This window comes from Pseudomonas sp. PDM02 (genome assembly GCF_014852285.1).
Classification (GTDB): domain Bacteria; phylum Pseudomonadota; class Gammaproteobacteria; order Pseudomonadales; family Pseudomonadaceae; genus Aquipseudomonas; species Aquipseudomonas migulae.
The window spans coordinates 222,184-234,831 of record NZ_JACVBL010000007.1 but is presented as its reverse complement, the minus strand read 5'-3'; the positions used below and the strand labels follow the sequence as shown (position 1 = coordinate 234,831).

The 12,648-nt window shown below is 58.8% G+C and carries 11 protein-coding genes and 4 tRNA genes; 9 read left to right on the top strand and 6 right to left on the bottom strand.

The features are described 5' to 3' along the window. Positions 1-761: 761 nt before the first annotated feature. On the bottom strand, positions 762-1,520 hold the full coding sequence (locus IB245_RS14545) for a hypothetical protein (RefSeq protein ID WP_032832315.1): 759 nt from the start codon (positions 1,518-1,520) through the stop codon (positions 762-764). A gap of 393 nt (positions 1,521-1,913) precedes the next feature. On the opposite strand from IB245_RS14545, the gene IB245_RS14540 reads away from it, so the two are divergent. From IB245_RS14540 to IB245_RS14525, 4 genes are all read left to right on the top strand, one after another. Further along, positions 1,914-1,989 (top strand) — tRNA-Glu (locus IB245_RS14540). Positions 1,990-1,993: 4 nt separating this feature from the next. After that, positions 1,994-2,069: transfer RNA gene (locus tag IB245_RS14535), tRNA-Gly, on the top strand. Positions 2,070-2,173: 104 nt separating this feature from the next. Next, positions 2,174-2,249, top strand: a tRNA-Glu gene (locus tag IB245_RS14530). 3 nt (positions 2,250-2,252) lie between these two features. Continuing rightward, positions 2,253-2,328, top strand: a tRNA-Gly gene (locus tag IB245_RS14525). A 114-nt stretch (positions 2,329-2,442) separates the two neighbouring features. On the opposite strand, the gene IB245_RS14520 is transcribed toward IB245_RS14525, so the two are convergent. The 3 genes from IB245_RS14520 to IB245_RS14510 form a co-directional block, all read right to left on the bottom strand. Further along, positions 2,443-3,084 (bottom strand): LysE family translocator, encoded by a 642-nt coding sequence (locus IB245_RS14520; protein ID WP_008032957.1) that lies wholly within the window; start codon positions 3,082-3,084, stop codon positions 2,443-2,445. Position 3,085: 1 nt separating this feature from the next. Further along, positions 3,086-3,856: a 2OG-Fe(II) oxygenase gene (locus tag IB245_RS14515; protein WP_008032955.1), complete on the bottom strand. Its 771-nt coding sequence runs from the start codon at positions 3,854-3,856 to the stop codon at positions 3,086-3,088. 91 nt (positions 3,857-3,947) lie between these two features. Then, the gene (locus IB245_RS14510; RefSeq protein WP_192227922.1) at positions 3,948-4,574 is read right to left on the bottom strand and encodes an alanyl-tRNA editing protein; all 627 of its coding nucleotides are present in this window, start codon (positions 4,572-4,574) and stop codon (positions 3,948-3,950) included. Between the two features lie 91 nt (positions 4,575-4,665). On the opposite strand from IB245_RS14510, the gene IB245_RS14505 reads away from it, so the two are divergent. Continuing rightward, the gene (locus tag IB245_RS14505) at positions 4,666-5,664 is read left to right on the top strand and encodes a LysR family transcriptional regulator (protein ID WP_192227921.1); all 999 of its coding nucleotides are present in this window, start codon (positions 4,666-4,668) and stop codon (positions 5,662-5,664) included. Between the two features lie 181 nt (positions 5,665-5,845). Here the strand turns inward: IB245_RS14505 and IB245_RS14500 are convergent, their stop codons facing one another. Together IB245_RS14500 and IB245_RS14495 are read right to left on the bottom strand one after the other, a co-directional pair. After that, complete coding sequence (locus IB245_RS14500) at positions 5,846-6,253, bottom strand: PA2817 family protein (protein WP_008032949.1); 408 nt, start codon at positions 6,251-6,253, stop codon at positions 5,846-5,848. A gap of 74 nt (positions 6,254-6,327) precedes the next feature. Further along, positions 6,328-8,775, bottom strand: coding sequence for an acyl-CoA dehydrogenase (locus IB245_RS14495; RefSeq protein ID WP_192227920.1), 2,448 nt, complete (start codon positions 8,773-8,775; stop codon positions 6,328-6,330). Positions 8,776-9,024: 249 nt separating this feature from the next. Here IB245_RS14495 and IB245_RS14490 point away from each other — a divergent pair, with 249 nt between their 5' ends. The 4 genes from IB245_RS14490 to IB245_RS14475 all read left to right on the top strand — a co-directional run bounded on the left by IB245_RS14490 (position 9,025) and on the right by IB245_RS14475 (position 12,193). Beyond that, complete coding sequence (locus IB245_RS14490) at positions 9,025-9,684, top strand: transglutaminase-like domain-containing protein (protein WP_192227919.1); 660 nt, start codon at positions 9,025-9,027, stop codon at positions 9,682-9,684. Positions 9,685-9,727: 43 nt separating this feature from the next. After that, positions 9,728-10,351 carry a glutathione S-transferase family protein gene (locus IB245_RS14485; protein WP_192227918.1) on the top strand — a complete coding sequence of 208 codons (624 nt, stop codon included), beginning with the start codon at positions 9,728-9,730 and terminating at the stop codon, positions 10,349-10,351. A gap of 133 nt (positions 10,352-10,484) precedes the next feature. Beyond that, a complete protein-coding gene (locus tag IB245_RS14480; protein WP_008032944.1) occupies positions 10,485-11,417 on the top strand; it encodes an ABC transporter ATP-binding protein in 933 nt (310 codons plus the stop codon). Next, the gene (locus tag IB245_RS14475; RefSeq protein WP_008032943.1) at positions 11,414-12,193 is read left to right on the top strand and encodes an ABC transporter permease; all 780 of its coding nucleotides are present in this window, start codon (positions 11,414-11,416) and stop codon (positions 12,191-12,193) included. Before IB245_RS14480 ends, IB245_RS14475 begins: the two co-directional genes overlap by 4 nt. The last annotated feature ends 455 nt before the right edge of the window (positions 12,194-12,648 follow it).

Below are 12,648 nucleotides of genomic sequence, written 5' to 3'. Positions count from 1 at the left end.
CAGCCGACCTATCTCTTGTTGGTGTACATATCCATTCTTGGTGTAACGGCCGCTCAAGGTTTCGCCCTTACGGCGAGTCCCTTTTGGCAAACGCCCCAAAAGGAACCAAAAGGTCTCGCCCCGGCGTCCGGCCCCTCGCTAAGGCTCGGCGTTCCTTCGCTCCGGTCCTGCTCCGTGGGCCCGCCGCCATCGGCCATCCATGGCCGGGGGCGGCTAACCCGGCATCCATGCCGGGTTGCCCACTGCGCAGAACCTCCACTCAGCCTCCCGAAGGGGCGGGCAGATCAAAATCAAAAGCGCAAGGCGAGCTAACGCTCGGCCTGATGAGTGGTGAAAATCAAAAGCGCACACAGGACCCTTGTAGGAGTCGGCTTGCCGGCGATGGTGGCCTGACTACCGACCTGATTCTCGCGGATATACCACGCCCTTTGTAGGAGCCGGCTTGCTGGCGATGACGGCCTGACAACCGACCTGATTCTCGCGGATATACCACGCCCTTTGTAGGAGCCGGCTTGCCGGCGATGGCAGCCTGACAACCGACCTGATTCTCGCGGATGTACCGCGCCCTTGTAGGAGCCGGCTTGCTGGCGATGGCGGCCTGACTACCGCCCTGATTCTCGCGGATGTACCACGCCCTTTGTAGGAGCTGGCTTGCCAGCGATGACGGCCTGACAGCCGCCCAATCTTCCCCGGATGTACCCGCCGCTAAAACCCAACGCAAAAAAAAGCCACCTTGTCGGTGGCTCTTCATCTTTGCGTGATCAGTCGTAAATCACTCTCTTCTTCCAGTCCGCATCCGCCTCGACGTCTTTGAGGCCTTCGGTCAATTGGTTCACTTCGCCTTCAGCCGGCGCAGTTTTGTCCATGACTTGTGCATTCGCACGGGCCAGGAGCTTTTCCAGGTATTCGAGTTGTTCGGCGTAGACCTGAGGTTCCTGTTGTTTGCGCAGGTATTGCACACCACGTTCGAACGCCAGGCGAGCCTGGCCAGGCTGGTTTTGTTGCAGGGCGTGCTGGCCGAGGTTGTTGAAGAATTCGATGTGCAACAGAACCAGGATGTGGCGAACTTCGCGGATCCAGCGTTTGGCTTCGTTGGTTGGCAGGAAACCGTCCTGTGCCGCGCGGGTGATCTGCCCGTGCAGGGCCTCGAGCAGGAAGCGTACATCCTTGGCCTTGGCTTCGGTCTGGATCGGTGCCGGCGGGTTGTTGACCGGGATCGATTCGCCCTGCGCGACAAGGGTGTTCAGTTCGCTGATCCGCACCTTGAGGTTGGCGCTGGATTTTTCCAGATTCAACAGGCGCTGGCAGACGTTCAGTTCCAGGCGAGTCAACAACAGCTTGAGAGCCGGAGTCATCAGCTGGCCAGGGAACGTTTCGGTAATTTCGCCACAGCGACGCAGGCGGTCGTTGAGCTCAACCTTGGTGCGGGCCTTTTCCAGTTTGTTGTTTTCCACCACATGGTTCATGTACCCAATGGCGATCAATAGTGCGATCCCGGCTACGACTAGCAGGGTGATCATGAGTGGTGTCACCGGTAAGACCTCTTTATGGGATTCGCGTGCGAGTGTAGTGGCTTGGCAGGGGAGCGCATAGGGCCGCTCGACGGGTTGAAACGAACAGGCTTATGCCTGTATCGACCGCAAACCTGCTTATATAAGTAATAGTGTGCTTGGTGCACATTGCCATCATCTGTTGCGTGGGTGGACTATAACGTCTTGGCGGGTGTCAGAATATAGGCGTCAAACACAGGGCGAGCAAAAAGCCGTATTCGCTGCTTAAAGCAGGGCGAAGTCATTGATTTAAATAAATTTATATCTGGGGGTTGACGACCCCTCAATCCATCCATAGAATGCGCGCCACTTACAGCGTAAAGCACACAGCGAAACGCGGTAGGGAGTGAATGTTGTACGTGTGTCCCCTTCGTCTAGTGGCCTAGGACACCGCCCTTTCACGGCGGTAACAGGGGTTCGAGTCCCCTAGGGGACGCCAATATGCGGGAATAGCTCAGTTGGTAGAGCACGACCTTGCCAAGGTCGGGGTCGCGAGTTCGAGTCTCGTTTCCCGCTCCAATTTTAAACAGCGTTGCTTTCGGGCAGGGCTGAGTGAAACCAGAACCAAGTCTTCGGATGCGGGTCTGGGCACCGAAACACACACCATGTGTTCCGGGCAGCGTGTCCCCTTCGTCTAGTGGCCTAGGACACCGCCCTTTCACGGCGGTAACAGGGGTTCGAGTCCCCTAGGGGACGCCATTTGCGGGAATAGCTCAGTTGGTAGAGCACGACCTTGCCAAGGTCGGGGTCGCGAGTTCGAGTCTCGTTTCCCGCTCCAATTTCACAAAAACGCCGCTCATTGAGCGGCGTTTTTGTTTGTGCAAAATTTATATCCAAGCCAAAAAAAAGGCCCGCCAGTCAGACTGAGCGGGCCTTTTGCGTGGGCGGGTTTTTACATCGACAGAATCAGGCGCCCGGCGAACAGGATCAGAATCACCCCCATGGTGCGTTCGAACCAATGCCCCATGCGCATGAACAGCACGCGCACCCGGCTGCTGGAGAAGAACAGGGCAACGATGACAAACCACAGTGCGTTCACGAAACACATCCAGAGGCCGTAAAGCGCCTGAATGTTCAGCGGGGTCGTGGCGCTGATGAGGGTGGTGAAGATCGCCAGGAAAAACAGCGTGGCCTTGGGATTGGTCGCGTTGGTCAGAAACCCGGTGGTGAACGCCTTCAGCAGTGTTTGTTCGACGACCGGCTCGTCGGCTTCTTTATCACCCTCCAGCGCGGATTTGGGCTTGCTGCGCAACAGGCTCACACCCAGGTACAAAATGTAGGCACCGCCGATCACCTTGGCCACAGTCAGCAGCCAGGGCGTGGTGTGCATCAGCGCGCCGACGCCAAGCAGGGTGTAAAGCACGTGCACGGAAATGCCAGCGCCAATGCCCAGCGCCGTACAGATGCCTACCCACCGACCGAAACGCACGCTCTGGCGGATGGTGACCGCAAAGTCCGGTCCGGGGGCGACCACGGCCAGAAAGTGAATTGTCGCCAGAGCCAGGAATTCGCCCAGGTAATTCGAAAACTGCATCTCAACTCCAGAAAGTAAGGGGTGAAGCATTGCCGCGATAGCCGACAAAGAAAGAAAGGCTCAGGCGCGGATCGGCCACGCCCGGTGTCACCGAGTGCATGCAGCGCGAATTGAACATGATGAAATCACCAGGTTGCGGAAGGACCTCCAGGATCGGAGTGCCGAGCAACGCCGGATCGATGCCGTAACTGTCGCCACGCATTTCGTCGAACTGGTCGGGAGAAATGTCGTGGTCCCACATCTGCAGCGCGCCGCCTTCGGTGGGCATGTTCAGGTAAACATTGCAGGCGAATTGCGCATCGAGACTTCTGGCCTGGTAACTGTCGGGAGCGTCCTTGGCGAAGATGTCGTGGTGGGCCAGAAAGCACACGCCGGGTTTCACCACTCGGGACAAGCCGACATACATCTTGCGGCCGTAGAGGTTTTCCAGATGCGCACCTGCCGGCCAGGACTCATCGAGCATGCAGCGCAGGGTGTCGACCGGGGACGAGTAGGGCGCGCAACGGTTGCGCAGTTCCGCGATGTTGCGCGTGGCGCGTTCGAAATAGTCTTCGATCAGCAGCGGCTGGTTTTCAGCCTCATAAAACGCCATGCCGATACGACCGATGCTCGGTGCGTTGATATAGCCTTCGAAACCGGGCTCGAGAATCTTGTCGCCGATCTGAATCGCCAGCGGCGGGGCCAGGAAACTTTTGACCCGGATGGCGAGGACTTCTTCGTTGGCCAGTTTTTTTATGCACGTCTCATCGAGACGCTCGACGTCAAGCATCATGGTTCAGGTCCATCTATCGGATAGTCAACGGAACCCGCGAATGCAGGCCCCCCGGCGCCAGGCGATGCCGGAATCGGCATCGTCCAAATGCTCAGTCCACGCTGTAGTGGACTGACAGCGTTCCTTTCTTCTGCGAAACGGAAGCGATCGTGACCGTGCCCAATTCCTTCAGGCTACGTACATGGGTGCCGCCGCAGCCATAGGCGGGCAGTTCACCGAAACCGATTTCCCGGGCGCCTTCGCGCAACGATGTCAGGCGCGGCAGGTCGTGGGCGATCCATTGTTCTATGCCGGACTCGATGGTCCGGGCGTCAACCTCCTGCGCGCAATCCACCGGTTTGAACTGCACGCGTCCCTCGCCCGGCCAGTGATGCGCCTTGATCGGCATCCAGCCCATGGCCTGGACGAAATGGCCGATCAGATGGCCGGCGGAATGCATCCGTGCGTTGAACTGGCGACGTTGCTCATCGATGCGAATCTGGGTCATGCCGAGAGGGACGGGGCGGTCGACGAAATGGATGATCCGGTCCGGGTCCTGGGCCACGCGCAGTACCTGGCTTTCGCCGATCCAGCCGGTGTCAAAGGGTTGTCCACCGCCCTGAGGGTGGAACAGTGTGGCGCGTAGCACCACGGCGAATTCGTTCTCGTGCGGCGTGCAATCGAGGACTTCCACGTTAGCCTTGAGGTCATCACTATGGAAAAAGAGGCGAAGCGTCATATTCCATGTCCTCATTAAAAATTTTGTTTTTTATTATATGAAGCGTGGAATTACGTGATAATCCGTTCAAACATCAAAGGACTGTTGCGCTGTGAGCATAAATCTTCCTCTGCCGTTGCTCGGTGAAATGGCGATATTCGTCAAGGTTGTCGAGACCGGCAGTTTCTCCGAAGCGGCGCGTCAGCTGGGCTCTTCACCGTCGGCGGTCAGTCGCAGCATTTCGCGTCTGGAGAAGGCACTCGCCACGCGCCTGTTGCAACGCACTACGCGCAAACTGCGGCTGAGCGACGGTGGCGAGGAAGTATTCAAGCGTTGCCAGGAGATGGTCAGCGCAGCCAAGTCGGTGATGGAAATCAGCGGTCAGTTCACCCATGAAGCGGAAGGTCTGGTGCGAGTCAGCGTGCCCAAAGCCGTAGGACGATTCGTGATTCACCCGCATATGCCGGAATTTCTGCGGCGTTATCCCAAAGTGGATGTGGAGTTGTTACTTGAAGACCGTCAGGTGGATTTGATCGACGACAACGTCGATCTGGCGATTCGTATCACTGATCGGCCGCCTGCCGGGCTGGTCGGGCGGCAATTGCTGACCATCGACCATTTACTCTGCGCTACCCCGCAGTACTTGGCCGAGCACGGCACGCCGACCCATCCCCATGACTTGCTCAACCACAGTTGCATCTACCTGGGCGAGACCCCGAGTGATGCACGCTGGAAATTCAAGAAAGGCACCAAGGCCGTCACCGTCGGTGTGCGTGGGCGATATGCCGCCAATCACACCGGTGTGCGACTGGGCGCGGTGTTGCAGCACATCGGGATTGGCAGCCTGCCGTACTTCACCGCGCGTTATGCGCTGGAGCAGGGCTTGATTGTGCAAGTGTTGCCGGACTGGACGTTTCTGGCGTCGTACCACGGCGGGGCCTGGTTGCTGCATTCGCCGACGCGTTACATGCCGCCGAAGCTGCGGGTGTTGATCGACTATCTGGTGGAATGTCTTGGGAAGGAGCCGACGTTGAGCAAGCCGGGTAAACCCGGTGTGTTGGGAAAGGTCGCGGCGGAGTACGAATTGCCCGAAAGTGATGGGTTGCTCTGACGGGCCTCTTCGCGGGCAAGTCGGATCGCCGCACCGCTCGCTCCTACGGTTTTTGTGCAGGACCTGTAGGAGCGAGGCTTGCCCGCGAAGGCGTCCGCCCAGACACCACATCACTGCGCAATGCCACAAAAAAAGGCCCGCATGTTCAACCATGCGGGCCTTTTGCATTTCTGACCGGGGATCAGTGCTTGCTGTCGTCGTTCGACATCGCCAGCAATTGCTTTTCCTGATTCCAGTCGAACGGTTCGTCGTTCTGTTCAGCTTCGAAGCGACGTTCTTCCAGCGCCTGATACAAGTCGATTTCATCATCGGGCATGTAGTGCAGGCAGTCACCGGCGAAATACCACAACAGGTCACGCGGGACCAGATGAGCGATTTGCGGGTAACGGGTGATCACCTGGCACAGGATGTCCTGGCCCAGGTATTGGCTTTCGATCGGGTCGACCGGCAGCAACGCACGCAGTTCGTCGAAGCGCTCCAGGAACAAGGCATGGCTTTCTTCGGGAACCTGATCGGCCTCACCCACGGCGACCAGGATACTGCGCAGGTGGTCGAGCAAAACGAGATGATCGGCAACGATGTTGGACACGAGATAAGTCCTCAAGAGCAAAACGGGCGCGGGAGTATAAAGCTCCTGCGCCCTTTTTTACATCGCAAGCAGGATCAGCGGACCTTTCCTTCGGCCAGCTTCAACTCTTCTTTGTCGAAATCATCGACATCGATCACCTTGCGCCGCGCCACTTCGGCATTGCGCAGGTTGTGCGCTTCCACCGGCTGCAACACGCCAGCCTCCAGCGCGGCGTCGATAACGTTTTCCCCGGCAACCGGTTTGACCTGACCGCTTTTGAGCGCCATGTGGAGTTTTTTCTGCACCGGCTGCACCGCGTTCAACAGGTCGCACGCGTGTTGCAGGGCACCGACGGCGTCATCGGCCGACTGCGGACGGAAGCATCCGCCGAGCAGTTCTTCCAGGGTTGGATCGCCCTTGGCCCGGCCAATCACCGCGGCCACTTCTGCACCGAGCTTGTCCGACGGCCCTTTATGACGGCGACCGAGCGGGAACACAATCACCCGCAACAGGCAGCCCAAAACCTTGTTCGGGAAGTTGGTCAGCAATTCATCCAGCGCGCGTTCCGACTGACCAAGGCTTTCTTCCATGGCCCAGGTAAACAGCGGCGCCATGTGTTCCGGTGAGTCTAGATCGTGGTAACGCTTGAGCGCGGCGGAGGCCAGGTACAGGTTGCTGAGCACATCCCCCAGGCGTGCCGACAGACGTTCGCGACGTTTCAGTTCACCGCCCAGCAACATCATGCTCAAGTCCGCGAGCAGGGCGAACGCAGCCGCCTGACGGTTGAGCGCACGGAAGTACCCCTGGCTGAGCTTGTCTCCCGGTGCATGTTCGAAGTGACCGAAACCAAGGTTCAGCACCAGTGTGCTGGCAGCGTTGCTCACGGCAAAACCGATGTGCTTGAGCAGCAGGCCATCGAACTCGGTGAGGGCCTGATCCTTGTCTTCACGCCCGGCGAGAGCCATTTCTTTCAGGACGAATGGATGGCAGCGAATCGCCCCCTGGCCGAAGATCATCAAGTTGCGCGAGAGAATGTTCGCGCCCTCGACGGTGATGAAGATCGGCGCGCCATTCCAGTTGCGCCCGAGGTAATTGTTCGGCCCCATGATGATCGCCTTGCCGCCATGCACATCCATGGCGTGGCTGATGCACTCGCGACCACGTTCGGTAAGGTGGTACTTGAGAATCGCCGACAGCACCGACGGTTTCTCGCCCAGGTCCACCGCGTTGGCGGTGAGCATCCGCGCCGCGTCCATCATCCAGGCGTTGCCGCCGATGCGCGCCATGGCTTCCTGAATACCTTCAAACGCCGACAACGGTACGTTGAACTGTTCACGAATCTGCGCGTATTGACCGGTCACCAGGCTGGTGAACTTCGCCGCGCCGGTGCCGACCGCAGGCAACGAAATCGAGCGCCCGACCGACAGGCAGTTCATCAGCATCATCCAGCCTTTGCCGAGCATGTCCTGGCCGCCGATGAGAAAGTCCAGCGGAATGAACACGTCCTTGCCGGAGTTCGGGCCGTTCATGAAGGCGGCGCCCAATGGCAGATGACGACGGCCGATCTCGACACCGGCGGTGTCGGTCGGGACCAGCGCCAGGCTGATGCCCAGATCCACTTCATCGCCCAGCAAGTGATCCGGGTCATACGCCTTGAAGGCCAGGCCGAGGAGGGTGGCGACGGGGCCGAGGGTGATGTAGCGCTTTTCCCAGTTCAGGCGCAGGCCGAGGGTTTCCTTGCCTTCCCATTCACCTTTGCAGATGACCCCGGTGTCGGGCATCGAGCCGGCGTCGGAGCCGGCCAATGGTCCGGTCAAGGCGAAGCACGGGATGTCATCGCCACGCGCCAGTCGTGGCAGGTAATGGTTGCGTTGTTCGTCGGTGCCGTAGTGCAGCAACAATTCAGCCGGGCCGAGGGAGTTGGGGACCATTACAGTGGAGGCGAGGTCGCCGCTGCGGGTCGCCAGTTTCATGGCCACCTGGGAGTGGGCGTAGGCAGAAAAACCCTTGCCGCCGTATTCCTTGGGAATGATCAGGGCGAAGAAACCGTTTTCCTTGATGTGGGTCCAGGCTTCGGCCGGCAGGTCCATGTCCTGGCCGATCTGCCAGTCCGTGACCATCGCGCACAGCTCATCGGTCGGGCCATCGATGAAGGCTTGTTCCTCTTCGGTCAGTTGAGCTTTGGGATAGGACAGCAGTTTGTCCCAGTCCGGGCGGCCACTGAACAGTTCGCCGTCCCACCACACCGTGCCGGCGTCGATGGCGTCGCGTTCGGTTTCCGACATCGGCGGCAGGGTTTTCTGGAACCAGTTGAACAGCGGCGCGCTGAAGTATTTGCGGCGCAGGTCGGGTAGCAACAAGGGCGCCGCCACCGCTGCGATCAATACCCAGAGCACCAGCAGCAGCCAGCCAGGCGCACGACTGAAGGCCCCCATCGCCACCACATAAACGGCAACGATGCACAGGGCGGGTAGGGGGGCGATACGGCGGTGGGCTAAATACGCAATCCCGACAACCAGAACCAGTATCCACAACAGCAGCATATTTAATCCTCCGTGAAACCAGGGCAAAACCAACCTTCAGAGCTTAGACGGCATCCGCAAAACAGGGTGGTCAGAGCGAGGTGATTGAAATCGTGGGAAACCTTCGATGAGTTTTGTAGGACCGATTGGCATCGGGCCGGGCAAATCGTTCGCCGGGCGGGCGGCAAAGCGTCCATGTTTGGCCGAAACGTCGTTATCTCTGTGCTGAACCTGTCGCTAGACTCGTGGCTTCCCCAGGAGATTGTTCTCATGCACGAGTATCTGCGTCCCGGCCGCTTCATCGATAGTGACCACCCGTCGGTGGTGGAGTTCGCCGAAAAACATCGCGGCAGTAACCGCGACCCGCTCGAGCAGGCGATCAATCTCTATTACGCAGTGCGCGAGGCCGTGCGTTACAACCCTTACACGTTCAGCCGCGATCCAGACACCTTGCGCGGCAGTTATGCGCTGGCGACCGGTGAGAGTTATTGCGTGCCCAAGGCCACGCTGCTCGCCGGTGCGGCGCGGCATTGCGGGATTCCCGCGCGAATCGGCCTGGCGGATGTGCGCAATCACTTGTCGACCCCGCGTTTGCTGGAATTGCTCAAGAGTGACGTGTTCGCCATGCATGGTTATACAGAGCTGTACCTGAACGATCGCTGGGTCAAAGCCACGCCGGCGTTCAACCAGAAACTCTGCGAAATGTTCAACGTTGCGCCGCTGGAATTCGACGGGATCAACGACAGCGTTTTCCACCCGTTCAATCGTGACGGCGAGCAACTGATGGAGTACCTGATCGATCACGGTCAGTTCACCGATGTGCCGGAGGCGTTCTTTTTCGAACACCTGGAAAAGTGCTATCCGCACTTGTTCAGCGAACAGTTGCCGCCACTGTTGGGGGACATGCAGAGCGATTTGAGTCGCGGCTGATCCGGCGTATGCTGCCTGCGCATTCATCTATCAAGAGGCGGTCATGCTGAAGATCTGGGGTCGGAAAAATTCGTCGAATGTCAGAAAACCTTTGTGGGCCGCCGAAGAACTGGGCCTGGCCTATGAAGCCATCGATGCGGGCGGCGCCTTTGGCGTAGTCGATACGCCCGAGTATCGTGCGATGAATCCCAACGGTCGCGTTCCTGTGATTGAAGACGACGGCTTCGTGCTGTGGGAATCCAACGCCATCGTGCGTTACCTGATGGCCCGCCACGCCAACGACACCGCCTGGTATCCCTCGGACCTGAAAGCCCGCGCCACTGCCGACAAATGGATGGACTGGACCACTTCAAGTTTTGCCGGGCCGTTCCGCACCGTGTTCTGGGGCGTCTTGCGCACACCGGCAGACCAGCAGGACTGGCCCGCCATCAGCGCCGCAATCAAAGAGTGCAATGGCTTGCTGGCAATGGCCGATCAGGCACTGGCGGCCAAACCGTACTTGTCCGGCGATGAAATCGGCATGGGCGACATTCCCCTCGGCAGCTTCATTTATGCCTGGTTCGAGATGCCGATCGAGCGTGCGCCGCAGCCACATCTGGAAGCCTGGTATGCACGGCTGAAGCAGCGTGCGGCGTACAAGAAAGCCGTCATGACCGCGTTGACTTAATACTCACTATCGACACACTTGACTGTACTTGTGTGGCGGCGACAAGCACCATTGCGCTCATGCGCCGCGGTTGCAATGCTCGCCGCCCGCCCTTATTGATCCCTTTCTTCCCTTCTTGGTGCGTAAATCCGATATGAGTTCCGCTCTGTCCATCCGGCAGCTAACCAAAACCTACGGCAACGGTTTCCAGGCCCTGAGTGGTATCGATCTGGACGTCGCCGAAGGTGACTTTTTCGCCTTGCTCGGCCCCAACGGCGCCGGCAAATCCACGACCATCGGCATTCTCTCGACCCTGGTGAACAAAACCAGCGGCACAGTGAATATCTTCGGCAACGACCTGGACAAGAATCCTGCGCAGCTCAAGCGCTCCATCGGCGTGGTGCCCCAGGAATTCAACTTCAACCAGTTCGAAAAAACCTTCGACATCGTCGTGACCCAGGCCGGTTATTACGGCATCCCGCCGAAAATTGCCAAGGAACGCGCCGAGCAATACCTGACCCAACTCGGTTTGTGGGACAAGCGCGATGTACCGTCGCGTTCGCTGTCCGGTGGCATGAAGCGTCGCTTGATGATCGCCCGTGCGCTGGTTCACGAACCGCGTCTGCTGATTCTCGACGAACCGACGGCGGGGGTCGATATCGAGCTGCGTCGTTCGATGTGGACGTTCCTCACCGAGCTGAACCAGAAAGGCATCACCATCATCCTCACCACGCACTATCTGGAAGAGGCTGAGCAGTTGTGCCGCAACATCGGCATCATCGACCACGGCACGATCGTCGAGAACACCAGCATGAAACAGCTGCTTGGCCAGCTGCATGTGGAAACCTTCCTGCTCGACACGAAAAACATGCTGAGCGTTGCACCGCAGTTGCTGGGTTACCCGACCCGTTTGCTCGACGGCCATACCCTTGAAGTCCAGGTCGACAAGTCCATGGGCATCACCGCGCTGTTCACTCAACTGGCGCAGCAGAACATCGAAGTGCTGAGCCTGCGTAACAAAACCAATCGCCTCGAGGAGTTGTTCGTGTCCCTGGTGGAGAAAAATCTGTCGAAGGTGGCGGTATGAGTTCCGAGCTGCAGCCCAATCTCGTCGCGCTCAATACCATCGTTTATCGCGAGGTCAAACGCTTCACCCGGATCTGGCCGCAGACGCTGCTGCCGCCGGCGATCACCATGGTTTTGTACTTCGTGATCTTCGGCAATCTGATCGGCCGGCAGATCGGTGACATGGGTGGTTTCACCTATATGGAATACATCGTGCCGGGGCTGATCATGATGTCGGTGATCACCAACTCCTACGGCAACGTGGTGTCGAGTTTCTTCGGCAGCAAGTTCCAGCGTTCCATCGAGGAATTGATGGTGTCGCCGGTGTCGCCGCACACGATTCTGATCGGCTACACCCTGGGCGGCGTGCTGCGCGGGTTGATGGTCGGGCTCATTGTGACGTTGCTGTCGCTGTTCTTTACCAAGTTGCAGGTGCATCACCTGGGCGTGACCATTCTGGTGGTGGTGCTGACGGCGACGATCTTCTCGTTGCTGGGTTTCATCAACGCGGTGTTTGCGCGCAACTTTGATGACATCTCGATCATTCCGACGTTTGTGCTGACGCCGCTGACCTATCTGGGCGGGGTGTTTTACTCGATCTCGTTGTTGCCGCCGTTTTGGCAGACGGTGTCGTTGGCGAACCCTGTTTTGCATATGGTCAATGCGTTTCGCTATGGGATTCTTGGGGTTTCGGACATCAGGATCAGTGTGGCGATTACGTTTATGCTGGTGGCGACGGTGGTGTTGTATATCGGGTGTGCGCGGTTGTTGGTTAGTGGGCGGGGGATGCGTACTTAAGCGTACATATCCGTTGTTGTGGTCATGGCGGCTATTGGTTTCGCCCTTACGGCGAGTCACTTGGAAGAGCCCCAAAGTAACCAAAGGTCTCTTGCCCCTTTCGTTCGGTGCCTCGCCTAGGCTCGGCATGCCCTCTCTCCGGTCCTGCTCCGTGGGCCCGCCGCGATCGGCCATCCTTGGCCGTGCGCGGCTAACCCGGCATCCATGCCGGGTTGCCCACTGCGCAGAACCTGCGCTCGGCCTCTCGAGGGGGCGACCACCGCCACAACCGCCGAGGCGGCCTGAAAGCCGACCTGGCTCTTTGGGGGTACGCGTTGTCCTTCTCTGCTGCGTTCACTCATTCCCGACATGTACACAAACCCCTGTAGGAGCCGGCTTGCTGGCGATAGCGTCCGTTCAGTCAATAAATGCGTCGACAGACCCACCGCTATCGCCAGCAAGCCGGCTCCTACAGG

Bases quoted from the DNA above. Each gene is read 5' to 3' on its own strand.
- IB245_RS14545 (WP_032832315.1), bottom strand. From the start codon at position 1,520: ATGATCACCCTGCTAGTCGTAGCCGGGATCGCACTATTGATCGCCATT.
- IB245_RS14520 (WP_008032957.1), bottom strand. From the start codon at position 3,084: ATGCAGTTTTCGAATTACCTGGGCGAATTCCTGGCTCTGGCGACAATT.
- IB245_RS14515 (WP_008032955.1), bottom strand. From the start codon at position 3,856: ATGATGCTTGACGTCGAGCGTCTCGATGAGACGTGCATAAAAAAACTG.
- IB245_RS14510 (WP_192227922.1), bottom strand. From the start codon at position 4,574: ATGACGCTTCGCCTCTTTTTCCATAGTGATGACCTCAAGGCTAACGTG.
- IB245_RS14495 (WP_192227920.1), bottom strand. From the start codon at position 8,775: ATGCTGCTGTTGTGGATACTGGTTCTGGTTGTCGGGATTGCGTATTTA.
- IB245_RS14490 (WP_192227919.1), top strand. From the start codon at position 9,025: ATGCACGAGTATCTGCGTCCCGGCCGCTTCATCGATAGTGACCACCCG.
- IB245_RS14485 (WP_192227918.1), top strand. From the start codon at position 9,728: ATGCTGAAGATCTGGGGTCGGAAAAATTCGTCGAATGTCAGAAAACCT.
- IB245_RS14480 (WP_008032944.1), top strand. From the start codon at position 10,485: ATGAGTTCCGCTCTGTCCATCCGGCAGCTAACCAAAACCTACGGCAAC.
- IB245_RS14475 (WP_008032943.1), top strand. From the start codon at position 11,414: ATGAGTTCCGAGCTGCAGCCCAATCTCGTCGCGCTCAATACCATCGTT.